This window comes from Herbiconiux oxytropis (assembly GCF_024979315.1).
GTDB lineage: Bacteria > Actinomycetota > Actinomycetes > Actinomycetales > Microbacteriaceae > Herbiconiux > Herbiconiux oxytropis.
Genome location: NZ_JANLCK010000003.1, coordinates 15689 through 39488, shown reverse-complemented (window position 1 = coordinate 39488; position 23800 = coordinate 15689). Strand labels below are relative to the sequence as shown.

Below are 23800 nucleotides of genomic sequence, written 5' to 3'. Positions count from 1 at the left end.
GACGGATCAGAGGCGGTACGCGACGGCATCGGCCGCGGTGACACCGAACCAGACGCGCACGCCGGGAGCGAGGTCGAGGTCGGCGACGCGGCCGGGCGGGGCGTCGGCCGCCACGTCGCCCGCCCGCACGCGCACGAGGTCGCCGCGCGGCTCGAGGTCGGTGATGGTGACGGGGAGCACCGTCCGCTCCGGGTCGCCGGGGCCGGTGGGTGCGGCGTCGGTGGTGGGCGTGACAGAGACGGTCACGGCCGAGGGCCGGATGCACACCGCGGCACGGTCGCCGGCGGTGAGGTCGTCGACGAAACGGGCGCGGAGGAGAAGGGCGGCCTCGCCAGGAGCCACAGGGCTGTCGGCGCGGACGACACCGGGGGCCGCGACGGTGCCGGTGAGGAGGTTGAGGGCGGCGAGGCCCGCCGCGAAGGGTGTGCGGGGGCGGTCGAGGACGTCGCGGGTGGGGCCGAGGTCGACGACGCGGCCCGCTTCGAGCACGACGACGCGGTCGGCGAGGGTGAAGGCGTCGAGGATGTCGTGGGTGACGATGAGCGCGGTGCGATCCGCGAGCACGTCGCGGAGCATCCGGCGCACGGCAGGCGCGGCCGAGACGTCGAGTGCCGCGAGCGGCTCGTCGAGCAGCAGCAGCTCGGGGTCTGAGGCGAGCGCCCGCGCCACCGCCACCCGCTGCGCCTGACCGCCCGAGAGCTGCGCGGGTCCGCGCGTCGCCAGCTCAGACACTCCCACCCGCTCGAGCCACGCGGTCGCTCGACTCCGGGCCTCGGCGCGCGACACCCCGCGGCTCTGCGGACCGAACGCCACGTTCTCGAGCGCGCTGAGGTGCGGGAAGAGCAGCGCATCCTGCGCGAGCATCGACACCCCGCGCTCGTGCGGCGGCAGCCACCTCCCCCGCCCTCCGGCGCCGAGCTCGAAGAGCACGCGGTCGCCGAGAACCGCCCGGCCGGAGTCCGGCCGCAGCAGTCCCGCGAGCACCGTGAGGAACGTCGACTTGCCGGCCCCGTTCGGGCCGAGCACGGCGACGGTCTCTCCCTGCGCGATCGAGAGCGACACGTCGAACCCACGCGCCGCGACCTGCGCCGAGAATTCCAGGTTCACGAGGAGCCCCGGAGACGAGCGCCGCCGGACCGGCCCGCCTGGTGCGCCGCCGCGACGACCACGACGGCCACCACCACGAGCACGAGAGAGAGCGCCACGGCCGCATCCGGATCGGTCTCGCGCTGCAGGTAGATCTCGAGCGGCAGGGTGCGGGTCACGCCCTGCAGCGAACCCGCGAAGGCGAGGGTGGCGCCGAACTCGCCGAGGGCGCGGGCGAACGACAGCACGGCACCGGAGAGGAGCGCCGGCACGACGAGCGGCAGCGTGATGCGGCGGAGCACCGTGGTGGGCCGGGCGCCGAGGGTGGCCCCCACCGCCTCGTAGCGCGTGCCGACCGTGCGGAGAGCCCCCTCGAGGCTGAGCACGAGGAACGGCAGCGCCACGAAGGTCTGCGCGAGCACCACGGCGGTGGTCGAGAACGCGATCGTGACGCCGAGGGCTTCGAAGCCCTGCCCGAGGAGCCCCCGCCGGCCGAAGGTGTAGAGCAGCGCGATGCCGCCCACCACAGGCGGAAGCACGAGCGGCAGCAGCACGAGCGAGCGCAGGATGCGCTGCCCCCAGAACTCGGTGCGCGCCAGCACGACCGCCATGGGCACCCCGAGCAGCACGCAGAGGGCGGTGGCCGTGAGCGAGGTGCGGAGGCTGAGGCCCAGGGCGTCGAGCGACGACTCGGAGGTGACCAGGGGCACGAACTCGGCCCAGTTCACACGCGTGACCATGGCCACGAGCGGCAGCAGCACGAACGCGGCTCCCACCGCGGCGACCCCCATCACCCAGCCGGGCACACCGGCGTAGGCGCGATCACGCCGGCGACCGGATGCGATGGGCCGCGTCATCGCCGGACGTTCACGGTGCGGCGCCGAAACCGGCCGCCTCGAGCACGGCCCGGCCTTCCGCTCCGGTCACGAAGTCGATGAACGCCAGGGCCGCCTCGGGGTTCTGGCCGTCGGTGACCGGGGCGATGGGGTAGACGTTGACGGCCTCGGCCGACTCGGGGAACGCGATGCCCCGCACGGCGTCGCCCGCGGCGATGACGTCGGTCAGGTAGACGAGCCCGGCATCCGCTTCACCGCTCGTGACCTTGCCGAGCACGTCGGTGACCGACGACTCCTCGCTCACGGGGGCGATGTCGACGCCCGCTGCGGTCTCGACGGCTGCGGCGGCGGCTCCGCAGGGCACCTGGGGGGCGCAGACGACGACGGCGACGCCGGCCCGGGCGAGGTCGGCGAGGGTCTCGATGCCCTGCGGGTTGGCGGGGGGCACGGCGATCTGCAGCACGTTGGTGGCGAATTCCACGGGGGCGTCGGGGCCGATCAGGGCTTCGTCGACGAGCTTGGCCATGTTGTTCTCGTCGGCGGAGGCGAAGACATCGGCGGGCGCGCCCTCGGCGATCTGGGTGACCAGGTCGGAGGAGCCCGCGAAGGTGAGCTCGACGGTCAGGCCGGGATGCTCGGCCTCGAACTCGTCGGCGAGCTCGGTGAAGGTGCCCTTCAGCGAAGCCGCCGCGAAGACGGTGATCGAACCCTCGAGCGCGGATGCGGACGACGATTCGGGGGGCTGGGCCGCACCGTCCGCGGCACCGCCCGAAGCGCAGCCCGAGAGTGCGATCGCTGCGGCACCGCCCAGCACGGCGACGGCCGGAAGCGCACGGCGGCGAGTGGAGCGGAGCATGCGTCAAGCCCTCCCGGAGGGCGTCTCGACGATGACGTTCGTGGCCTTCACGACGGCGATGGCGACCGATCCGGGCTCGAGACCCAGCTCGCGCACGGCCTCGCTGCTCATGAGCGACACGATCCGGTGCGGTCCGCACTGCAGCTCGACCTGCGCCATGACCGTGTCGGCGACGATGTCGGTGACGACGCCGACGAGGCGGTTGCGCGCCGACCGCCCGATCTCGGAGGGGTTGGCCGGCAGCACGGCGTGCTCACGGGCCAGGCGCGCCACGGCGAGCGCGTCGACGACGGCGGGGCCGGCTCCCTCCTTGGAGCTCTCGAGCACCCCGAGATCGATCCACCTGCGCACCGTGTCGTCGCTCACTCCCAGGAACACGGCGGCATCTTTGATCCGAATCTGCGGCATGCAAACCATGCTATCTCCGCAGACGCGGATGCAGACGGTCGCCACGGACGCAAGAGGCCCGCCCCGCGATGAGCGGAACGGGCCTCTTGCGTGAGTGGATCAGTGCTTGAACGCGTCCTTGACGTTCTCGCCGGCCTTCTTCACGTCGGCCTTGGACTGATCGGCCTGGCCCTCGGCCACCTTGGAGTCGTCTCCGGTGGCCTTGCCGAAGGCCTCCTTGGCCTTGCCGCCCAGGTCTTCGGCTGCGTTCTTGATCTTGTCGTCTGCACCCATAATCAACCTCTTCCGTTCTCGGTCGCGTCCTGCGACACATCCCACTCAACTCCGGTGCGGAATCCTCGCAACCTCTTCCCACCAAGGTCACGGGAACCCGGGGATCGGGCGTGAGCCTGGCAGGCCTCTCCGTGCCGCTGTCGGCGGCTCCGGGTACAGTGATCAATTGACCCGGGGACGAGCGGCCCCATTCGCGAGACCCGAGGAGCCAGCCGTGCCCTTCCGCAGCAGAGCGACGTTAGAGAGCTGGCTGGAGGAGTTCCGCACCACCCGCGAGGGAGGGGCGCTCATCGACGTGCTCGTGCAGGACGGCGACGGCGGGGCCGACACCGGGCTCGTGATCGTGCCGCTGAAGAACGTGTCGGCCGAGATCTACATGCAGCCGGCGGAGATCGGCGACGATGCGTGGGTGATCTCGTTCGGTGCCCGTGCCGGGGCCTTCGAGCTCTCCCCTGCGCAGCTCCAGGGCTACGCCGCCGAGCTCGCGCTGGCCGCCTCCCTCTGCCAGTTCCTGCAGGAGCAGTCTCTCGGCCACGAGGAACCGGCCGGCTGAGTACGCCTGCCCCCTTCAGCGACACCCCGCCGCGGTGGCGATCTGCTCGTCGCTCGGCCGGCCGTACGCCTCGATCCCGGATCCCGGCAGGTCGTAGCCGAGACCGATCGACCACGCCGTCGCCCACATCTCGTGGTCGGAGGAGAAGACCGGGCCCGTGAACAGCGGCTCGCACGACTCGCGGATGAACTGCGTGTGACCCACCTCGTGCGCCACGATGGCCCGGGCGTTCTCGTCGCCCTCGGCCCACGCCTGCTCGACCGAGTAGTTCAGGCTGATGATCGACCAGCCGCCATCGCTGCTGTAGGTCTCGGCGGTGCCCGACAGCCAGCCCTCCCCGAGCCCGCTCACCTCGGGTGCCCAGACGAAGTCGAGCTCGACCCCCGCGCTGAGGGATCGCGCGTAGGCCTCGATCTCACGCCGGGTCTCGAGCGCCGGATCGGCGAGCTCGGCCTCCTCGAGGCCCTGCGAGTCGCGCAGGGTCTGCACACCGGCCTGAACGGAGTCGAGGAAGCCGCCGTGCCAGGCGGCCGACTGCGCCGGATCCTCCGCCTGGGCCAACAGGTACCCGAGGTCGACCTGGCTCTTGCGGCTGGCCAGCGCGTTCGTCTCGATCTCGGCGCGGCCCCGCGCCGCCACCGCGGCGAAGTAGGTGACCTCCGCCTCGCCGAGAGCCTCCTCGGCGCCGGCGGTGGTCTCGGCCGCGGTGAGCAGCTCGTTCGCCGCCACGTTGGCGCGGTACGCCTGCGCCTCCACCTCGGCCGCCTCGTCCATCACCTGCCACGGGATGACCACCGGCGGCTCCTCGACGGCTCTCGCCCCGCCGTCTTCGGCGGGCTCGTCTGCTGCGGGCTCGTCGGCCTGGTGGGTTCCGGCGGCCGTCAGCGCCAGATCGAGCGAGACCAGGGCCTCACGAAGCGGCGCCGCGGCGGGGTCGGTGTCCGCTGCGAACGCGCCGGACGCCACCACGGTGCGCACCCGATCCGCTTCTCCCTGAGCGCTCCGCGTGCGCGCCTCGAGCGCCCCTCGCGCATCGTCGAGAGACTCCACCCGCGCGTCGAGCACCTCGTACGCGGCGTCTGCCCGCTGCTCGGCGAGCACGCCCCAGCCGAAGAAGCCACCGGCGAGGATGCCGACCGTTGCCGCCGCGACGGCCACCACGGCGACGACGCGGCGAGCTCTCAACTGATCGGCACCCCGAAGTCGGTGGCGATGCCCGCCAAGCCGTTGGCGTAGCCCTGGCCCACGGCCCGGAACTTCCATTCCGCACCATTGCGGTAGATCTCGGCGAAGAGCATCGCGGTCTCGCGGGAGGCGTCTTCGGTGAGGTCGTAGCGCACGATCTCCTGCTCGTCCTGGTCGAGAACGCGGCAGTAGGCATCCCGCACCTGACCGAAGTTCTGGCGGCGGGCATCCGCGTCGTGGATCGATACGGCGATGACGATGCGCTGCACGTCGGGCTCCACGAGGCGGAGGTCGATCAGGATGCGCTCGTCGTCGCCGTCGCCCACACCCGTGCGGTTGTCGCCCTGGTGCACGACAGAGCCGTCGGGCGTCTGCATCTGGTTGTAGAAGATGAAGTCGGCCTCGGAGCGGATCTTGCCGTTCTCGGCCACGAGGATGGCCGAGGCGTCGAGGTCGAACTGCTCGCCGGCGGTCGTCCGTGGATCCCAGCCGAGACCGACGGTGGCGACGGTGAGTCCGGGGCTCGTCTTGGTGAGGGAGAGGTTGTGGCCCTTGGAGAGGCTCAGTCCTGCCATGAAGTCGATGCTCCTTAGATCGCGGGTGCTCCTGAAAAGACTATCCCGAGCCACTAGCGTGGGCTCATGACGGACAGCGTCGATGGACTGCGCGAGGTGGACGTGATCGTGGTGGGTGCCGGCGTCTCCGGGCTCACCGCCGGCCGGCTGCTGCAGCAGCAGGGGCTGCGCGTGGTGGTGCTCGAGGCGCGGGAGCGCGTGGGCGGGCGGGTCTGGACCGATCGGAGCGGCGGTCTCGTGACCGACCTCGGCGCATCCTGGATCCACGGCGTCAACGGCAGCCCTGTGGCTGCCGCTGCCGACGCCTTCGGACTACCGACGGTGGAGTTCACGGTGGGCGGCTACCAGCCCGATTCGCGCCCCATCGCCCACTACTCCCCCGACGGCGTGCGCCTCACCGACGAGGAGGCCGTGCGTTACGTGGCCGACATCCACGCGGTCGACGAGGCGCTCTCGGGCATCCTCCCCGCCTCGGCTCCGGATGCCTCCTACCGCGACGTGACCGACGAGGCCCTGGCCGCGCAGGGCTGGGACGACGAGCGCACCCAGCGCGTGCGCGAGTACCTCGAGCACCGGGCCGAGGAGCAGTACGGCGCCTGGATCGAGGATCTCGCCGCGCACGGGCTCGACGACGACTCGATCGACGGGCACGAGGTCGTCTTCCCCGACGGCTACGACCGGCTGGCCGAGCACCTGGCGGAGGGGCTCGACATCCGGCTCGGACGCGCGGTCGACGCGGTCGAGTGGGGCTCGGAGGGGGTCGCGGTCACGGCATCCGGCGAGGAGCTGCGGGCGAATGCCGCTGTCGTGACGGTGCCGGTGGGGGTACTGCGCTCTGGCGACCTCCGCATCACACCGTCGCTGCCCGGGCCCGTGCAGGAGGCGCTCGACCGCCTCACGATGAACGACTTCGAGAAGGTGTTCCTGCGCTTCTCCGCGAAGTTCTGGGACGAGGACGTCTACGCCATCCGCCAGCAGGGGCCCGAGGGGGTCTGGTGGCACTCCTTCTACGACCTCACGCCGCTCCACGGCGTTCCGACGCTGCTCACGTTCGCCGCAGGACCCGCCGCCCGGGCCATCCGCGACTGGAGCGAGGATCGCGTGGTCGGCTCCGTGCTCGACCAGCTGCGGCGGCTCTACGGCGAGCGCGTCGAGGAGCCCACGAGCGTGCACCTGACGGCTTGGCACGCCGACCCCTGGGCTCGCGGCTCGTACGCCTACATGACCCTCGGCTCCACGACCGCCGACCACGACGCCCTCGCGGAGCCCATCGGCGGTGGCGCCCTGCACCTCGCGGGCGAGGCCACCTGGACCGACGACCCCGCCACCGTCACCGCCGCCCTGCTCTCGGGCCACCGAGCGGCCGAGAACCTCCTCGGCCGCGCGGTTCCCCTCGAGTCGCTCTGGACCCTCCCTCCGGCTCCACCGACGGACGGGGATGCCGAGGCTCCACGCACCTCTTAATCGGCTGCGAGCGCGGGCGTGGGCGCACGAGGCGCGGTCAGGCTTGGATGATGACGGGTGCAGCCGACAGAAGACGTTCCTCCGCGGTCGCAGGGTCGCGCGAGGGGTCTCGCCCGGCTTCCGCGCGCAGGGTGTGGGCGCTCGGATGGTTGATGGCGGAGGCGTTCACCGACAGCCGGCCGGCCGCCGTGCTGGCGACGCCCGCGGCCGTGGTGTCACTCGCCCCGTATGCGCTCCGTGGAGTGCTGTGGGAGGCGGCGGACGGTGACGGCATGGTCTTGTTCGGACGCCATCGCGCCGCCCTCGACGCCGCGCTCGCGGTGGGGCTCGTGCTGACGGGCTCGGTGATCGGGATCGGCGTGCTGGTGCTCATCGCATCCGCGGCCGGGCCCGTCGGGCTCCTCGTGGCCTTAGCGATCCTGCTCGTGCTCTTCGGGCTCGTCGGCATCGGCGGGCTGCTGCTGCTCTCGGCCTCTCCGTCCGCACTCACGACCACGGTCGGGCGCGAGACACCCGGGGGCCACCGCTGGTCGGCCGTGGCCCTCGCCCAACGCCCCGGCACGAGACTGTCGGCACTGCTGCTGGCCCGCAGCCTCGTGGCGCGTGTGCCGGCGGGCGACGTCGTCGTGGCGGTGGCCGGCACACCGGAGCTGGCGGCCGGCTACGAGCGGCTCGGCTTCGCCCGCGGCCGCGGGGCGCGCGTGCACCTCGTCGTGCCCGCGTGACGGCATCACGGTGTCACGGCGTGGTGACGCTCCCGAGGGGCGACGCCGAGCGAGCGGATGCGACGCGCGGCGCCCAGCCCACGGCCACGGCCGCCGCCGCGAGGGCGAGTTGGCCGACGTACGGGAGCACCGCCGAGACGATCGAGGCGTCGCCGCCGCTCGTGGCGAAGGTGTCGGCGATCGACATGCCGAAGCCGAAGCCCGCGAAGAAGCGGAAGAAGACCGCCCCGCCGACGATGCCGAGCATGACGATCGCGATCCGGCGCGGGGTGAACCAGGATGTGGGCCTGAGTGCCGCCACCGCGAACGCGATCCCCGCGGCGATCACCCAGACGGCCGCCCACACCGCCACCAGCACGGCGTTGGAGGCGAAGAAGAAGCCGTCCTCGGCCTCCATCCGGGAGTAGATCGTGGACAGGTCGAGGCCGGGCACCTTGGCGAGCGGATTCCACACGAGCAGGTCGATCGCACCGATCACCACGAGCATCACCACGGCTGCCACTCCGATACCGGCCGCCACCACACGGTGCCGCCTCGGCGCCGTGCGGGGCTCGAGCAGGATCGCGCGGGATCCACCGAGCACGGCGATGCCGCCCACGAGTCCGAGCACGAGCGCCGCCGCGCCCGCCGCGAGCAGCCAGCCGGGCGCACTCGGCACGAGTGCTCCCACGAGGATGGCCGCGAGCCCCACGATGGCCGCCACGAGGGTGGCGCGAGCGGTGCGGGTCTCGACGGCGCGCGCCGCCCGGGCCAGATAGAGCGCCCCGACCGCGACCAGGGCGAGTGCGAGCACCACGGCCAGCCTGCCCGCCGCCTCGAGTGCGGCGACGACCCCCGCCGTGGCGGCGGCACCCTCGGGCACGATGCCTCCGCCGGTGAGGTAGGCCCCGACCAGGATGACGGAGGCCGCGGCGAAGAGGGCGAAGCCGCGCCGGGTGAGCCGTCGCGGCCGCATGCCGCGGGGCTCGCCGGAGTGCGCCGGCGCATCCCGGTCGATCGTGAGGCTCAGCGCCGCGGCGCCCCGCACGATGCCGCCGCGCGAGAGGCCGACCTCTGCCGCACCCGCGACATCCGCCCGCCACTCCTCGAGGTAGCGCTCGCGGGCGAGCGGAGGCAGCAGTCGGGCGAGTCCGCGCAGCACCGCGTCGATGCCCGCGCCCCGTGCGCCGCTCACGCGCCGGCCCCGGCGGGGCGTCCGGAGGCCAGCCCGGTCGTTCGGGCCGCCGCGCGCGGCGCGCCCTCCGCCCGCCGGGCCTCGTCGAAGCGCGCCACGGCCGCCTGCGCCGCCGAGGCGCCGTCGTGGGTGAGCTCGTAGAGCCGCCGGCGCGGTCCGCTCCGCTCGGTGTCGGGCTCCCAGGTCGAGGCAACCCACCCGGCACGCTCGAGCCGCTCGAGGATGGGGTAGACACTTCCGGCGGGTCGGGCGGTGAGCTTGATGACGAGCATCCCCCAGATGCCGTCCTCCTCGAGCAGCACGCGGAGCACGTCGACGGTGGCAGGAGTCACGCGGGCCAATGGCTTCATGCGACAACTCTACCTATATAGAGATAGCCGCACTCGTGCCGGCCGTGATCGCCGCCGGACTGCTGACCGGGTGCACCCCGACGGAGTACCACGGCCATGACAGCGGGATCGACGGCGAGCTCTGGCGCCGGATCGCGTCGTTCGAGGATCCGCTCTCCAGCGCCCTGTACGGCCCCCAGGATCCCACGATCAAGGAGCGGCACCGGATCGCCCCCGATCTCTACCCGCCGCCGGAGGACGACCCGGCCGTGTATCTGGGCGGACTCGACGCGCCGCGCTGGGACGGCTCCGGCAAGTCCGTCACGTCGCTCGGGCTGGGCGACGGCGGGGCGATCCTCTACGACGTCGCCACGACGGCCTCGACCGCCCGGTTCTCGGTCTTCATCGCCTCCGGCCCGCGCTCGCAGGGCCCCACCGACGAGGGGCGGCCGTACTCGGGGCCGAGCGAGGTCTACACCTGCTATTCCTACGTGGTCCGCTTCGCTGCGGGGCAGACCCCGACGGCGGAGAAGACCCGCTTCGCCGAGTGCCCGCCGCCGCTCGTAGACGAACTCGCCGACGACGCCGTCTTCGCGAGCGCCGAGGTCTTCGACGGCTGACGCGCTGGAGCCGCCTAGAGCGGGGGGAGCTTGGCGAGGGCCTCGTCGGCGGCGGACTCGGTGACGCCGAGGTCGTCGATGAGGAGGCGCCGGGCGGGCTGGGAGTCGCCGCGGCGGAGTGCCTGGTAGGCGGCGTCGGCGTCGGCCGCGAGGGCGGGAGTCGGCTGCTTCGTGACGCCGATGCTGTCGGCGAGCTCCTGCGCGGTCGTGACGCCGTAGGCGGTGCGGATCGCCGCAGGCAGGCGGTAGCCGCCCAGAGTTCCGAGGTCCATGGTGGTTCCTTCCGTCGGTTGAGCACCACGGTACGACGATCGCGACTGCCCGGCCCCTGCTCGACAGCGCCGCCGCGATCGTGTAGGAGCGAGTTCCGCCGCGGGCCCGCATTGTGCGTCCGTTCGGTTCGGAAGACAAGGCCCTGGAAGAAACTGCGATCCGGCGGAGGCTGGGCGTGGTGGCCCCTGGCCGCCCGGCGCGGAACCTCCCGCCGGAGGCACGGATCGGGGTTCGGGGCAAGCGGGCTGCGCCCGCCCCCGAGCCGCGCATTGATGGAAGAACCCCGGCCGAACGGCCGGAGATGGAAAGGGATGACCATGACGGACAGCTACGCACCCGTACCGCCGAGCGGTTTCGCACCCCCTGCGACCGCGTCGGACGACGACCAGCAGGGAAAGGTCGGCACGGCCAAGCAGGAGGCGGCGAATCTCAAGGACACCGCTGCCGAGCAGGCCGGCAACGTCGCGGGCACCGCGAAGGACGAAGCGAAGAACGTCGCCCACGAGGCCACGTCGCAGGCCAAGGACCTGTTCACGCAGACTCAGTCGGAGCTGAAGGAGCAGGCGGGCGCACAGCAGCAGCGTGTCGCCTCGGGCCTCCGCTCGCTCGGTGACGAGCTCGGCTCGATGGCCGGCAGCTCGGAGCAGCAGGGTCTCGCGTCCGACCTGGTGCGCCAGGTCGCCGATCGCGCCGGCAGCGCCGCGTCGTGGCTGGACGCCCGCGACCCGGGCTCGCTGCTGAACGAGGTCAAGTCCTACGCTCGCCGCAAGCCAGGCACGTTCATCGCGGCCGCCGCCATCGCCGGCGTCGTCGCCGGCCGCCTCACCCGCGCCCTCGCGGGCAACGCTGCCGACGAGAAGGCGGCAGAGGCCTCGGCGCCCGCCACCCCGGCGCCCGCCACCCCCGTGCCCGCGGCCACTCCGGCCCCCGTCACGGCTGCGGTGCCCCCGGTCGTCGACACGCCGGCGACCACCCCGGGCCTCGTAGAGGACACGCCGGTCTACAACCAGCGGGCAGCGACCCTCGGCGACGACGGCTACACGCTTCCCGGAGATGAGTACCCGCGATGACCGACGACTACACCCCCTCGGAGCAGAAAGCCGCAACGACATCGTTGGGCGATCTGCTCGGAGAGGTCACGAAGGACCTCTCCACCCTGATGCGGCAGGAGCTCGAACTCGCGAAGGCCGAGCTGAAGGAGTCCGCGACCCGCGCCGGCAAGGGCGCGGGAATGCTCGGCGGGGCAGGATACGCGGCGCTCATGGCGGTGCTTTTCCTGTCGATCGCCTGCTGGTGGGCGCTCGGCACCCTGATCGGCAACGGCTGGTCGGGCCTCGTGGTGATGGCTGTCTGGGCCATCATCGCCCTGATCCTGTTCCTGGTCGGCAAGAAGCAGCTCAAGGAGGTCAACGGGGCACCGAAGACCGTCGATTCCTTGAAGAAGATCCCCGAGACACTGAAGCGAAATGAGGAGAACCGATGACTGATTCACCCGAAGAGATCCGCGCCCGCATCGAGCAGACGCGCGCCGAGCTCGGCGGCGACGTCGACGCCCTGGCCGACAAGGTCACCCCGTCGAAGATCGTCGGCCGCCAGACCGACAAGGTCAAGGGCGCTGTGGGATCGGTGAAGGACCGCGTGTTCGGTGTCGCCGACGACGTGAAGTCGTCGGTGTCGAGCCACAGCGGCGACGCCTCCGGGGCCGTGTCGGACGCCAAGGACAAGGTGCAGGCCAAGGCGGAGGGCAACCCGCTCGCCGTGGGCCTGATCGCGTTCGGCGTCGGCCTCCTCGCCGCCTCGCTGATCCCGGCGTCGACGAAGGAGAAGGACGTCGCCTCCGACCTGAAGGAGAAGGCGCAGCCTCTCGTCGAGCAGGTGACCGATGCGGCCAAGGAGGTCGGGCAGAACCTCAAGGAGCCCGCCCAGGATGCCGCCGCCGCCGTGAAGGATGCTGCGACCGGCGCTGTCGACAACGTGAGGTCCGAGGCGACGTCGGCCGCCGACGAGGTCAAGGACCAGGCGCAGCAGTCGAGGGACACCGTTCAGAACAGCTGATCACCGATCACCCCCGCCGACGGCGGTGGCCACGGCTGACGCCGGCCACCGCCGTTGCGCTTCCCTGCCCCGCCCCGCAGCAGCTTCGACCAGAGGATGATGATGAGTACCGAATCAGCCACCGAGCGGGCGAACAAGAACGCGCCCGACCCCGACGACGCCCGGAAGCCCGACGGCCCCACCGATCTGAAGAAGCGCTCCTGGGGCTACGTGCTGAAGAAGACCGCCCGCGAGTTCTCCGCCGATCAGTGCACCGACATCGCGGCGAGCCTCACCTACTACGCCGTGCTCGCGCTGTTCCCCGCGCTCATCGCGATCTTCTCCCTGCTCGGAGTCCTCGGCCAGGGGCAGGCCGCCTCCGACGCGATCCTCGGCATCGTCGACGACGTCGCCCCCGGCGGGACCGCCGACATCATCCGGGGCCCGATCGAGCAGTTCGCCTCCTCCCCCGCCGCGGGCTTCGCCCTCGTCAGCGGCCTCGTCGTGGCGATCTGGTCGGCCTCGGGCTACGTGACGGCGTTCAGCCGCGCCATGAACCGCATCTACGAGATCGACGAGGGCCGGCCGTTCTGGAAGCTCAAGCCGGTGCAGCTGCTCGTGACCGTCATCTCGCTCGTGCTGATCGTGATCGCCGCGATCATCCTCGTCGTCTCCGGCCCCGTCGCGGATGCCGTGGGTTCTGCCCTCGGCATCGGCGAGACGGCCACGGTGGTGTGGTCGATCGCGAAGTGGCCGGTGCTCGCCCTGGTGCTCGTGCTGATCCTCGCGATCCTGTACTACGCCACCCCGAACGCCAAGCAGCCCAAGTTCCGCTGGATGAGCATGGGAGCGTTCGTCGCCCTCATCGTCCTGGCGATCGCCACCGTCGCGTTCGGCCTCTACGTGGCGAACTTCGCCAACTACGACAAGAACTACGGCTCGCTCGCGGGCGTGGTGATCTTCCTGCTCTGGCTCTGGATCGTGAACAACGCGCTGCTGTTCGGCGCCGAGTTCGACGCCGAGCTCGAGCGCGGCCGTCAGCTGCAGGCCGGCATCGCCGCCGAGGAGGACATCCAGCTGCCGCCTCGCGACACGAAGAAGAGCGACAAGGCCGCGGCCAAGGAGCAGCAGGACATCGAGGAGGGCCGCCGGATCCGTGAGCAGCACGGCGACGACCAACCGGCGGGACGTGAGCGCGAGCGCGACGAGCGCTGATGCGCCCCGGCGGGCCTGCCCCTCGCGGGGAGTAACCTGGCTCCTGTGAGCGGCGATCCGAATCCCGGCGAGCGCAACGAGCTGGCGGAGCGCCAGACCTGGTTCGCGTTGCTGTCGGTGGCGCAGGGGCTCACGCCTCGCATGGACGAGTTCCTGAAGCGCACCTTCGGCATCACCTACATCGAGCTCAGCATCCTGATCATGCTCGCCGAGTCGGACGACGGGTCGCAGGAGCTGTCTGCCCTCGCGCGGAGGACGCACACCTCGCTCTCCCGCATGTCGCACACCGTGCGCCGACTGCAGAAGGCCGAGCTGCTGACGCTCGCCCGCTCCCCGCACGACGGCCGGGCCACCATCGCCGTGCTCGCCGAGGCCGGATCCGAGCTGGTCGCGGTCGCGGGCCCTGCGAACCGCGACGCCGTGCAGGATCTCGTGTTCCGCGTGCTCGACCGGGAGCAGCAGGATCAGCTCCGCGAGATCATGCTGACGCTGCTGCGGAGCTGGCGGCCGGACGACCCGCATCCCTGGCTGCCCTGATGGGTCGCTGATCGGCCGCCGGCACGCCGTCACCCGAGCAGATTGGCGAACCGCCCCGCCGCACCGGGCAGCGCCGGGTACCGGTCGCGCACGCGGGCGTCGTGGCCCGGGATGATCTCGGCTCCGTGCTGCGCACCCAGATCCCTCAGGGTCTCGAACGATCGCCGCATGTCGTCGAGGTCGCTGTGCACGAAGAAGGTCCAGCCGTGCTCGATCTGCTCGTAGAAGTGGGCGACGTCCGACGCCACGATCCTGGGCCCGGATGCCGTGTCGACGAGTGCGAGCAGCTGGCCCGGGCAGTGGCCGGAGACCGGGTGCACGACGATGCCGGGATGGATCTCGGTGGGCGCGTCGATGAGCGTGAGCCGGCCCTCATCACGGGCTCTCTGCACCTCGATCAGATGCCGGGGGTCGACGAACTCGCCGTCGAGGCCCTCCTCGGTGCGGAGCTTGCCGAACCAGAACTCGTCCTCGGCCCGGCCTGCCACCACCTGCGCGTGCGGGAAGAGCCGCAGCCAGCCGATGTGGTCGAAGTGGTAGTGGCTCAGCACCACGAGTGAGACCCGCGACGGGTCGATCCCGAGCACGTCGAGCGTCTCGGGCACCGCGGTGACCTCGCGCTCGCCCAGCCACTCCGCCTCGGAGACGTCGTAGCCGGTGTCGAGCAGGATGACGGTCTCGCCGTCGCGGACGATCCAGTAGTTGTAGTCCATCGCGAGCTCGCCGTCGGGGAGGCCGTGCTGCGCGTACTCGTGGAAGACCCGGCTCTTGATCGCGGTGCGCTCGGCGTACTTCACCTGGATGAGGGACAGGGCTCTGCTCACGGGATCTCCTTCGACGTCGTGGGATCGATGCTATCCCAATTACGTGAAATTTCATGTAATGTGCCGAGGACAGCGCAACGATGCGAGCCGAGGAGCGACGATGAGGATCACCCTGACGGACGCCGAGTCCCTCTCGGTCGCCGCCCTCGAGGCGCTCGGTTACGACTCCGGGTCGAGCCGCACCATCACCGACCACCTGCTCGACTGCGAGCTGCGCGGTCTCGAATACAGCGGTCTCGCGCGCATCCTCAGCATCGGCGATCGGCTCGCCGCGGCTGATGGACCAGCCGAAGCTCCGCGGGTGACGCGGGAGTCACCCGTCTCCGCGCAGTTCGACGGCGGCGACACCATCGGCTACCTCACGGCGCTCGCCGCGACCGACACGGCGATCGACAAGGCCCGAGGCACCGGCATCGGCGCGGTCGGGGCGAACCGCACCTGGTACACGGGGATGCTCTCCTACTACGCCGAGCGCATCACGGCGGCGGGGATGGTGGCGATGATCGCCTCGAACGCCTCTCCCTGGGTCGCGCCCACCGGTGGAACCGAGGCCCGGTTCGGCACGAACCCGATCTGCTTCGGATTCCCGGGCGAGGGTGTTCCCGTGATCTGGGACATCGGCATCTCGGAGATCATCCACGCCCAGGCTGTGCTCGCCCACCGCACCGGGACCGAGCTGCCGGCGGGCTCGGCGTACGACGCCTCCGGGTCGCCGACGCTCGACCCGCTCGAGGCCCTTCAGGGGGCGTTCGTCAATTGGGGCGGCCACCGCGGCTCGGGGCTCGGCATCGCCGTGCAACTGCTCGGAGCTCTCGCGGGTTCTCCGGTGCTGCCGGGCGAACTGCGCGACTTCGGCTTCTTCGTGCTGGCCGTCCGCCCCGACCTGTTCGTCGATCCCGAGACCTACCGGCGGTCGGTGAGCGAGTACGCGGAGCTCATCAGGAGCACCAGGCCGCTCGATCCCGCGCAACCGGTGCGGGTGCCCTTCGAGCGCTCCGCCGCCGTGCGGGCAGAGCGGCGGGCGCGCGGCTGGATCGAGGTCGACGATGTCGTGCTCGCCGCCCTCGAGGAGCTGATCGGCGCGCCGGCCACGGCCCACGCCCCCGAATCCGACACCCGGCAACCCAGGAGGAACCCATGACCGACGCCGCATCCGCATCCGTCTACCCGCGCACGAGCTCGAAGCGCCACCGCATCGCGCTGATCGAGGGGCCCAACACGAGCAACATGGGCAAGCGCACCAAGTCGGTCTACGGCGAGATCGGCACGCTCGACGAGCTCAAGGCCTTCTGCGTGGAGGTGGGCGCCCGCTTCGGGGTCGAGATCGTGACCTTCTCCTCCAACCACGAGGGCGACATCCTCGAGTTCGTGCACGAGACCGCCGACGAGATGGATGCCTACATCGTCAATCCCGCGGGGCTCACCGTGAACGGGATGGCGACCCTCCACGCGCTTGTGGAGACCTACAAGCCGTTCGTCGAGATCCACTTCGCCAACGTCACGGCAGCCCCCGGCCACCCCCGGGCCGTGCCGGTCGGGCCGTGGGACTCGCTCTTCACGCCCTACGCGACCGGCGTCTCGATGGGGCTCCGCGAACACAGCTACGTGGGGGCCATCCTGTCGCTCACGCTCGCTCTCGACGACGAGGGCTTCCTCGGAGCGAAGGCGGCGCATTCGTGAGCCAGCCGACACGCGCTGAACCCACACCCGACGAGCTCGTCGAGCGGGCCGCCTCGATGCGGGAGCTGCTCCGCGACGGGCAGGAGGCCGCAGAGCAGCAGGGCGGCTACCCCGAGGCGATCCGCCGCCTGTTCGTGCAGAACGACTTCTACCGCATCATCAAGCCCGTCGCCTTCGGCGGGCTGGGCTACGACCTGGAGACCTTCTTCCGGGTGGGTATCGAGATCTCGCGGGGAGACGCCGGCGTGGGCTGGAACTTCATCCTCGGCGCCGGGCACACGCTGCACCTCGCGTCGTGGTTCCCGGAGAGCACGCAGCGGACGCTGCTCGAGGGCGACGACGCCGACCCGTTCACCTCCCCCATGCGCCTCGCGCCACCCGGCACGGCCGAGCGGGTCGACGGCGGCTACGTGGTCGACGGCACCTGGGACTACTGCTCGGGCTCCACCTTCTCCACGCACGCGATCCTGGGCTGCGTGGGCCGCGATCCGGAGACCGGAGTCGACGGGGCGACCCTTCTCGCGATCGTGCCGTGCGAGGAGTTCACGGTGCTCGACGACTGGGGCGGCGACCGCACGCTCGGCATGCGGGCCTCCGGCTCGAACTCGGTGCGGGTCGAGCGCGTGTTCGTGCCCGACGGCTTCGTGACGCGGTTCAACTACCGCGACGGCGACCTCGAGGCCGGCGACCCCGGCACGGTGGGCTATCGGCTGCACCGGGATCCGCTCTACCTGGCGCGCACACTCACCTACTTCAACGCCGAGCTCATCTGCACCCAGATCGGCAACGCCTACGCAGCGCTGGACGAGTACGAGCACCTCCTGCGCACGAAGAAGCAGAGCTACCCGCCGCGGATGCCCCGGATCGACGCCCCCGAGAACCACCGCTGGTTCGGCGAGATCATGGCGAAGACGGATGCCGCGGAGACGACGTTCCTCGGGGCGCTGCGTCAGCACAAGGAGTACGGCCGGCTCTGGGCGAGCGAGGGCCGGCCGTTCCGCACGATCGACGACGTACGGATCCGCGCGGTGCTGCTGCAGGCGGCGCAGCTCGCGCTCGGCGCCGTCGACCTGGCGTTCGCCACAGCGGGCAGCTCCTCGGCCAAGCGCGGAGCGCGCATGCAGAAGTACTACCGCGACGCCGCGATGTACCGCACCCACATCGCCACCCAGTTCGACGTGGTCTCGGCCTCGAGCGCCGCGCACTACCTCGGAGGCCCCCTTGTCTTCTGACGAGACGAAGCAGAGGATCACCGCACTCCGCGGCCGCTGGCAGCGGGAGTGGGACGACATCCTGCTGCTCGACCCCGACTATCTCGAGAGCTACGCGCGCCTCTCGATGGTGCCGCACGGGTCGTCGGCACTCGACCCGGCCACGAAGGAGCTCGTGCTGCTCGCCCTCAGCGCGGCCGCCACCCACCTGCATGTGCCGGGCATTCGCCTGCAGCTCGCGGGTGCCCTCCACGAAGGGGCGACTCCGGGCGAGGTGATGGAGACGATCGAGCTGACGACCGGTCTCGGTATGCACGCCATGCTCACAGCCGTGCCCCTTCTCCGGGAGGTCCTCGACGAGGAGGGCCTCCGATCGGGGCCGGCCGAGCCGACCGAGCTGCAGACCCGCTTGCGCGAGGAGTTCGTGGCCGGCCGCGGTTACTGGGACGAGATGTGGACCGACGTCCTCGAGTTCGACCCCGAGTTCTTCGCGGCGTTCACCGAGTTCTCGTCGCACCCCTGGCGCACCGGGACGCTCGAGCCTAAGGTGCGTGAGTTCATCTACATCGCGTTCGACAGCGCCGCCACCCACATGTTCGCCTCCGGGCTGAAGATGCACCTGCGCCGGGCCCTCGGCTTCGGCGCCACGACCGACGAGCTGCTCGAGGTGATCGAGCTCGCGAGCCTGATCGGCTTCCACGGCGCCGAGGTCGCGGTCCCACTGCTCCGCCACGAGATGAAGAAGAGGTCCTCCTGATGCGTGCCGCCGTGCTCCGCGAGTTCAACGCCCCGTTCTCGATCGAGGAGGTGACCTTCCTCGACGCCGCCCCTGGGCGCGTTCTCGTGCGCACCGGCGCGAGCCCGTTCTGCTCCACCGACGTCACGAACTGGCGCGGCGAACTCGGCAAGGTCCCGCCCGCCATCCTCGGCCACGCGAGCATGGGCGTCGTCGAAGACGTCGGCGCAGGCGTGGAGGGCATCCGGGTGGGGCAGCGCGTCGTCGTGCCGGGCACGCCCGAGTGCGGTGTCTGCTTCTTCTGCTCGCGAGGCCGTCCGGACCAGTGCTCGGAGCTGTTCGACCGGCCGGGGGTCTCGGCCACGAGCGACGGCTACCTCCAGGTCGCCACCGGCGCCGACGGCGCGGCCATCAAGGCGGCCGGCCTCGTGGGCGGCTACGCCGAGATGATGAACGTGCACGCCACTCAGGTGTTCCCGATCGACTCCGACCTGCCGGATGAGCACATCGCCATGCTCGGCTGCGGTGTGACCACGGGGTTCGGGGCCGTCGTGAACGCCGCTAGGGTCGCTCCTGGCGACACCGTGGCGGTCGTGGGCCTCGGGCACGTCGGGCTCTGGGCGGTGCAGGCGGCACGGCTGGCCGGTGCCTCCACGATCATCGGAATCGACCCGATCGCCTCGCGTCGCGAGCTCGCGGGCCAGCTCGGCGCCACGCACGTGCTCGACCCGGGCGTCGCCGCCCGCGCCGTGGTGCTCTCACTCACGGGCGGTCACGGCGCAGACCACGTGATCGAGGCGGCGGGGCCGCCCGAAGCGGTGCCGGAGGCGTTCGGCTACAGCCGGCGGGCCGGCACGGTCGTGCTGATGGGCGTGAAGAAGGCCGGTTCGACGGTCACCCTGTCGCAGGCCGCCGTGTCGGTCGAGGGCCGCACCATCATCGGTGTGCAGAACGGCAACGCGCGCATGCGCCGCGACCTCCCGCTGCTCGTGTCGCTGCTCGAGAGCGGGCGGCTCGTGGCCGAGCCGATCGTGACCACCCGCTATCCGCTCGAGGGCATGGATGCGGCGCTGGCGGCGAGTCGCGACCACACGGATGTCTGCGGCCTCATCGTGCCCGCCCTGTCGGGGAGAGGCGAATGAGATGACCAGGACTGCCACCGAGCGTGAGACGGCCCGCGAGCTCGTAGAGCGGGCCCGCGCGCTCCAACCACGCCTCCGAGAGCTGCAACCCGCCCATGCGGAGCTCGGCTCGTACTCCGAGGAGATCCACGAGGCGTTCACCGAGGCGCGGCTCTATGACATCCTGCGGCCCGAGCGCTTCGGCGGGCTGCAGCTCGGGATCGAGACCTTCTTCGATGTGGTCGTCGAGATCGCCCGCGCCGATCCGGCCGTGGCCTGGTCGTTCGAGCTCGGAGCGAGCCACGCCTACCAGTTCTCCTCCTACTTCCCGGAGGAGGCGCAGACCGAGATCTACGCCACGTATCCCTTCGTGGCCGCCTCTAGGGCCTTCGCCCTGAAGTCGACCGTCGAGAAGGTCGAGGGCGGATATCGGCTGTCCGGCCGGTGGGACTACAACTCCGGCTGCACGTGGAGCTCCCACTTCATGCCGGTGGCGCCCTTCACCGACGCCTCGGGGCACCGCCGTGACCTCATGTTCATCCTTCCCCGCACCGACTACACCGTGCTCGACGACTGGGGCGCCGACCGCACCATCGGCCTCCACGCCTCGAGCTCCAACTCGATCGAGGTCGAAGGCGCCTTCATCCCCGGCCACCGGGTGGTGCCCTACGCCTGGAAGGCCGACGACGGCAGCACCACCGAGTCCGTCGGCTACGGGTTCCTCCGCGACCCCACGTACCTCGGCCGGGTGGCGGCCTTCACGATGGCGGGCCTCGTGACGAGCCAGGTCGGGGCGGCGCTCGCGTGCCTCGACGAGTACGAGCGGCTGCTGGTGAACGAACCGTCCGCCTCCTCCAGAGCCGATTCGCCCGACTACCAGCGCTGGTACGGCACCATCCTCTCGGATGCCGAGGCGGCCAAGCACCTCTTCACCACCGCGATCGCGCTCTCGGCCGAGGGGAAGGAGCGCTGGGCTGCCGGCGGCGACCCGTACACCGCCCTCGACGACGTGCGCATCCGCCTGCTGCTCGTGCGGGCCGCGATCCTCGCCGGCGACGCGATCGATCTCGCCTTCACGACTGCGGGCCCGGCGTCGCACTCGACGAGCGGATCGCGGCTCGAGAAGTACTACCGCGACGCCGCCATGTACCGCACCCACATCGGGTCGCAGTTCGACGTGATCCTGGCCTCGAGCGCCCGTTTCATGCTCGGCCGGCCGCTCACGATGTGATCCTGACCCGAAAACCACGAGGAGACCACTGATGGATTCACCCGCCTTCACCCTGCCCGAGGAGGCCCTCACCCGCTTCACGGAGCTGCTCGGCACGGAGCGCGTGCTGGTCGATGAAGCAGGCCGCGACCAGTACCGCGATCCGTACTGGCACCACGACGACCGCACCTACGACTCCTCCGCCGTGCTGCTGCCCACCACCACCGAGGAGGTGCAGGGCATCGTGCGCATCGCGAACGAGCTCGGCGTGCCGCTGTGGACCCACTCGCAGGGCCGCAACAACGGGTACGGCGGGCCGTCGCCGAGGGTGCGCGGCTCGGTGCTGATCAGCCTCCGGGGCATGAACCGGGTGCTCGAGATCAACCGGGAGCTGGCCTACGCCGTGGTCGAGCCCGGGGTGCGCTGGATGGATCTGCACGCCGCACTGAAGGAGTCCGGCAACGAGGACCTGCTCGTGTCGGTGCCCGACATCGGCTGGGGATCGGTGGTGGGCAACTCCCTCGACTCGGGCGGCACCTACCTGCCGCTCGGCGCCGACTTCCAGGCGCCCACGGGCATGGAGGTCGTGCTCGCCGACGGTTCGCTGCTGCGCACGGGCATGGGGGCGGTGCCGGAGAGCAAGTCGTGGCACGTCTACAAGCGGGGCCTCGGCCCCGTGCTCGACCCGCTGTTCATCCAGTCGAACTTCGGCATCGTCACCCGCATGGGCTACTGGCTCATGCGGCGCCCGGAGGCGTACGCGCCGCTGTTCCTCACCGTGCCGCGCGAGGAGCAGCTCGGTCAGGCGATCGACATCCTGCGCGACCTCCGGCTCGACGGAATCGTGCGGGGTGTGCCCGTCATCCAGAACACGATCACCCTCTCGACGCACTTCCCCGAGCTGCTCGGGGAATTCCGCGGCGCGGAGGCCGCGATGCCCGAGGAGGAGCTGCAGCGCATCGCCGACGAATCCGGTGTGGGGAGATGGGGCGTGCGCACGGCGCTCTGGGGCGACTCCCCCGTGGTGCAGCACGGGGTGGATCGGATCAGCCGGGCGTGGGCGGCGATCGAGGGCTCTCAGGTGCAGCACGAGCGCACCTTCCTCCGGCACGAGTGGGATGAGATCACGCACTTCACCGACAAGATCCAGGCCGGCATCCCGACCCTGGAGATGCTCGACACGATCCCCGAGGGGGTCGGGCACATCGGCTTCAGCCCCGTCGTGCCGCTGATCGGCGCCGAGGTCACCGCCGTCGTGAGCCTGCTGAAGGGCATCGTGGAGACGCGGACCGGGCGGAACTTCACCGGCGGCCTCATCCCCATCAACGACCGCAGCTGCATCATCGTCTCGGGGGTCAACATGGACACGACCGACCCGGCGAGCGTGACCCAGGCCTACGAGGTCGTGCGCTCGATGATCACGGAGACGGCGGCGCTCGGTTACGGCGAGTACCGCGCCCACATCGACTTCATGGACCTGGCCTCGGAGCAGTACTCCTTCGGCGACCACGCCTACCGCCGTTTCGTGGAGCGGATCAAGGACGCCGTCGACCCCAACGGCATCCTCTCCCCGGGGCGGCACGGCATCTGGCCGGCAGGGCGGCGCGACCGATGACTCCCCCACCAGCGGAACTCGTCGACGCCGCCCGCAGCCTGCGCGCGCAGCTGAAGGCCGAGGCCCCCGAGACGGAGCGGCGCACGCACTTCTCGCCCGAGCTGCACCAGGCGTTCCTCGACGCGCGCTTCTACGACATGTTCATCCCGCGGCGGTACGGCGGGCTCGAGGTCTCCGTCGCGACCTTCGTGGAGGTGGTTGCCGAGCTCGCCCGTGGTGACATGGCGGCGGCATGGTGCTGGACGCTGTCGGCGAGTCACGCGCTGCAGGTGGCCACCATGTTCCCGGAGGAGGTGCAGGACGAGGTGTTCGGCGGCGGCGACTTCCGGGCACCCGCCACGGCCGCGCCATCGATCGTCGCGACGCGGGTCGAAGGCGGCTGGCGGCTCGAGGGCACCGTGGCGTACTGCTCCGGATCGCCGTACTCCACCTACTACCTCGGACAGGCGAAGCTCGTCGGGGAATCCGGTGAGGGGCTCGGGGGAGGCACGTTCGTGGCTCCGCGGGCGGTCTTCACGGTGCTCGACGACTGGGGGGCGACCCTCGGGCTGCGGGGCACGGGCTCGAACAGCATCCGCTTCGACGGCGGCGTGATCCCCGAGCCGTACCTGCTCCCGGGGGTGGAGATCAACGATTACCCCGCGGAGTCGGGCACCCCGGGCTTCGCGCTGCACGGCAACCCGCTCTACGCGGGGCGCGCCATGAGCGTGCTCACCCTCACGCTCGGCGGACTGGCCGTGGGCGGTGCCTTCGCGGCGCTCGACGAGTTCGGCGAGCAGATGCGGCTGCGTGGCACACCGCTGCCGCCCATCCAGCCGAGGCTCACCGACCCCGACTACCAGCGCTGGTACGGCGCGGCCATGGTGCGGATCGGAGCAGCCAGGGCGACCGTGCTGCACACGGCCTCGGAGTGGATGCGCCTCGCGGGGGAGAACGCAGCCGGCACGCGGCCGTTCCTGTTCGCCGACGACTTCCGTCTCGCCGCCCTGGCCCGGGAGGCGCATCTGCAGTCGTGGGAGGCCGTGGAGCAGGAGCTCGCCCGCTCGATCGGCTCGAGCGCTCTGCGCGACGGCGAGCGCTTCGCCCAGCTCTACCGCGACCTGAGCCAGGCGGCGGGTCATCGGAGCCCGCAGGTGCGTGACGGGGCCTACCGGATCATCGCCGCGGAGGAACTGGGGGTGCTCGCCGGGCCGGTCGCGGTCAGCGAGAAGTCGGCGTGAAGGCCGCCTCCGGGTGGCACGCCGGCGTCGGTCTTCTAGA

28 protein-coding genes are annotated in these 23800 nt (G+C 71.2%); 17 read left to right on the top strand and 11 right to left on the bottom strand.

Features of this window, described 5'->3' with window-relative positions; all coding sequences use genetic code 11:
- Positions 1–6: 6 nt before the first annotated feature.
- The 5 genes from N1028_RS06055 to N1028_RS06035 all read right to left on the bottom strand — a co-directional run bounded on the left by N1028_RS06055 (position 7) and on the right by N1028_RS06035 (position 3459).
- Complete coding sequence (locus N1028_RS06055) at positions 7–1107, bottom strand: sulfate/molybdate ABC transporter ATP-binding protein (protein ID WP_259525960.1); 1101 nt, start codon at positions 1105–1107, stop codon at positions 7–9.
- The gene (locus tag N1028_RS06050) at positions 1104–1943 is read right to left on the bottom strand and encodes an ABC transporter permease (RefSeq protein ID WP_259525959.1); all 840 of its coding nucleotides are present in this window, start codon (positions 1941–1943) and stop codon (positions 1104–1106) included. Before N1028_RS06050 ends, N1028_RS06055 begins: the two co-directional genes overlap by 4 nt.
- Before the next feature lie 10 nt (positions 1944–1953).
- A complete protein-coding gene (modA, locus tag N1028_RS06045) occupies positions 1954–2778 on the bottom strand; it encodes a molybdate ABC transporter substrate-binding protein (protein ID WP_259525958.1) in 825 nt (274 codons plus the stop codon).
- 3 nt (positions 2779–2781) lie between these two features.
- Complete coding sequence (locus N1028_RS06040; protein ID WP_259525957.1) at positions 2782–3186, bottom strand: TOBE domain-containing protein; 405 nt, start codon at positions 3184–3186, stop codon at positions 2782–2784.
- Between the two features lie 99 nt (positions 3187–3285).
- Positions 3286–3459 (bottom strand): CsbD family protein, encoded by a 174-nt coding sequence (locus N1028_RS06035; protein ID WP_259525956.1) that lies wholly within the window; start codon positions 3457–3459, stop codon positions 3286–3288.
- 214 nt (positions 3460–3673) lie between these two features.
- Between N1028_RS06035 and N1028_RS06030 the strand changes: the two genes are divergently transcribed.
- Positions 3674–4012: a hypothetical protein gene (locus N1028_RS06030; protein WP_259525955.1), complete on the top strand. Its 339-nt coding sequence runs from the start codon at positions 3674–3676 to the stop codon at positions 4010–4012.
- Between the two features lie 15 nt (positions 4013–4027).
- Here N1028_RS06030 and N1028_RS06025 read toward each other — a convergent pair whose 3' ends face one another.
- Complete coding sequence (locus N1028_RS06025) at positions 4028–5197, bottom strand: serine/threonine-protein kinase (RefSeq protein ID WP_259525954.1); 1170 nt, start codon at positions 5195–5197, stop codon at positions 4028–4030.
- A complete protein-coding gene (locus tag N1028_RS06020; RefSeq protein ID WP_259525953.1) occupies positions 5194–5772 on the bottom strand; it encodes a TerD family protein in 579 nt (192 codons plus the stop codon). The genes N1028_RS06025 and N1028_RS06020 overlap by 4 nt, the downstream gene beginning before the upstream one ends.
- A 66-nt stretch (positions 5773–5838) precedes the next feature.
- Here N1028_RS06020 and N1028_RS06015 point away from each other — a divergent pair, with 66 nt between their 5' ends.
- The gene (locus N1028_RS06015) at positions 5839–7236 is read left to right on the top strand and encodes a flavin monoamine oxidase family protein (protein ID WP_259525952.1); all 1398 of its coding nucleotides are present in this window, start codon (positions 5839–5841) and stop codon (positions 7234–7236) included.
- 152 nt (positions 7237–7388) lie between these two features.
- Complete coding sequence (locus N1028_RS06010; protein ID WP_259525951.1) at positions 7389–7961, top strand: hypothetical protein; 573 nt, start codon at positions 7389–7391, stop codon at positions 7959–7961.
- 13 nt (positions 7962–7974) lie between these two features.
- Here the strand turns inward: N1028_RS06010 and N1028_RS06005 are convergent, their stop codons facing one another.
- Positions 7975–9135, bottom strand: coding sequence for a hypothetical protein (locus N1028_RS06005; RefSeq protein WP_259525950.1), 1161 nt, complete (start codon positions 9133–9135; stop codon positions 7975–7977).
- Positions 9132–9485 carry a PadR family transcriptional regulator gene (locus N1028_RS06000; protein ID WP_259525949.1) on the bottom strand — a complete coding sequence of 118 codons (354 nt, stop codon included), beginning with the start codon at positions 9483–9485 and terminating at the stop codon, positions 9132–9134. The genes N1028_RS06005 and N1028_RS06000 overlap by 4 nt, the downstream gene beginning before the upstream one ends.
- A gap of 35 nt (positions 9486–9520) precedes the next feature.
- Here N1028_RS06000 and N1028_RS05995 point away from each other — a divergent pair, with 35 nt between their 5' ends.
- Positions 9521–10084 carry a hypothetical protein gene (locus N1028_RS05995; RefSeq protein WP_259525948.1) on the top strand — a complete coding sequence of 188 codons (564 nt, stop codon included), beginning with the start codon at positions 9521–9523 and terminating at the stop codon, positions 10082–10084.
- Between the two features lie 14 nt (positions 10085–10098).
- Here the strand turns inward: N1028_RS05995 and N1028_RS05990 are convergent, their stop codons facing one another.
- Positions 10099–10356, bottom strand: coding sequence for a hypothetical protein (locus N1028_RS05990; protein ID WP_259525947.1), 258 nt, complete (start codon positions 10354–10356; stop codon positions 10099–10101).
- 318 nt (positions 10357–10674) lie between these two features.
- On the opposite strand from N1028_RS05990, the gene N1028_RS05985 reads away from it, so the two are divergent.
- From N1028_RS05985 to N1028_RS05965, 5 genes are all read left to right on the top strand, one after another.
- Positions 10675–11427, top strand: a complete 753-nt coding sequence (locus N1028_RS05985; RefSeq protein WP_259525946.1) for a hypothetical protein — start codon at positions 10675–10677, stop codon at positions 11425–11427.
- Positions 11424–11840: a phage holin family protein gene (locus N1028_RS05980; protein WP_259525945.1), complete on the top strand. Its 417-nt coding sequence runs from the start codon at positions 11424–11426 to the stop codon at positions 11838–11840. Before N1028_RS05985 ends, N1028_RS05980 begins: the two co-directional genes overlap by 4 nt.
- Positions 11837–12412, top strand: a complete 576-nt coding sequence (locus N1028_RS05975; RefSeq protein WP_259525944.1) for a DUF3618 domain-containing protein — start codon at positions 11837–11839, stop codon at positions 12410–12412. Before N1028_RS05980 ends, N1028_RS05975 begins: the two co-directional genes overlap by 4 nt.
- Positions 12413–12514: 102 nt before the next feature.
- Entirely contained in the window at positions 12515–13606 is a 1092-nt protein-coding gene (locus N1028_RS05970; RefSeq protein WP_259525943.1) for a YihY/virulence factor BrkB family protein, read from the top strand.
- 45 nt (positions 13607–13651) lie between these two features.
- Complete coding sequence (locus N1028_RS05965) at positions 13652–14143, top strand: MarR family winged helix-turn-helix transcriptional regulator (protein WP_259525942.1); 492 nt, start codon at positions 13652–13654, stop codon at positions 14141–14143.
- A 29-nt stretch (positions 14144–14172) separates the two neighbouring features.
- Here the strand turns inward: N1028_RS05965 and N1028_RS05960 are convergent, their stop codons facing one another.
- Positions 14173–14967 (bottom strand): N-acyl homoserine lactonase family protein, encoded by a 795-nt coding sequence (locus tag N1028_RS05960; RefSeq protein WP_259525941.1) that lies wholly within the window; start codon positions 14965–14967, stop codon positions 14173–14175.
- A gap of 100 nt (positions 14968–15067) precedes the next feature.
- On the opposite strand from N1028_RS05960, the gene N1028_RS05955 reads away from it, so the two are divergent.
- The 8 genes from N1028_RS05955 to N1028_RS05920 are packed head-to-tail and all read left to right on the top strand — an operon-like array spanning position 15068 to position 23760.
- A complete protein-coding gene (locus N1028_RS05955; protein WP_259525940.1) occupies positions 15068–16108 on the top strand; it encodes an Ldh family oxidoreductase in 1041 nt (346 codons plus the stop codon).
- Entirely contained in the window at positions 16105–16647 is a 543-nt protein-coding gene (locus tag N1028_RS05950) for a type II 3-dehydroquinate dehydratase (protein WP_259525939.1), read from the top strand. The genes N1028_RS05955 and N1028_RS05950 overlap by 4 nt, the downstream gene beginning before the upstream one ends.
- The gene (locus tag N1028_RS05945; RefSeq protein ID WP_259525937.1) at positions 16644–17879 is read left to right on the top strand and encodes an acyl-CoA dehydrogenase family protein; all 1236 of its coding nucleotides are present in this window, start codon (positions 16644–16646) and stop codon (positions 17877–17879) included. The genes N1028_RS05950 and N1028_RS05945 overlap by 4 nt, the downstream gene beginning before the upstream one ends.
- On the top strand, positions 17869–18615 hold the full coding sequence (locus tag N1028_RS05940; RefSeq protein WP_259525936.1) for a carboxymuconolactone decarboxylase family protein: 747 nt from the start codon (positions 17869–17871) through the stop codon (positions 18613–18615). Before N1028_RS05945 ends, N1028_RS05940 begins: the two co-directional genes overlap by 11 nt.
- The gene (locus tag N1028_RS05935) at positions 18615–19736 is read left to right on the top strand and encodes a zinc-binding dehydrogenase (RefSeq protein ID WP_259525935.1); all 1122 of its coding nucleotides are present in this window, start codon (positions 18615–18617) and stop codon (positions 19734–19736) included. The genes N1028_RS05940 and N1028_RS05935 overlap by 1 nt, the downstream gene beginning before the upstream one ends.
- 1 nt (position 19737) lies before the next feature.
- Positions 19738–20946 carry an acyl-CoA dehydrogenase family protein gene (locus tag N1028_RS05930; protein ID WP_259525934.1) on the top strand — a complete coding sequence of 403 codons (1209 nt, stop codon included), beginning with the start codon at positions 19738–19740 and terminating at the stop codon, positions 20944–20946.
- Between the two features lie 31 nt (positions 20947–20977).
- Positions 20978–22540: an FAD-binding oxidoreductase gene (locus N1028_RS05925; RefSeq protein WP_259525933.1), complete on the top strand. Its 1563-nt coding sequence runs from the start codon at positions 20978–20980 to the stop codon at positions 22538–22540.
- A complete protein-coding gene (locus N1028_RS05920; RefSeq protein ID WP_259525932.1) occupies positions 22537–23760 on the top strand; it encodes an acyl-CoA dehydrogenase family protein in 1224 nt (407 codons plus the stop codon). The genes N1028_RS05925 and N1028_RS05920 overlap by 4 nt, the downstream gene beginning before the upstream one ends.
- Positions 23761–23800 lie beyond the last annotated feature (40 nt).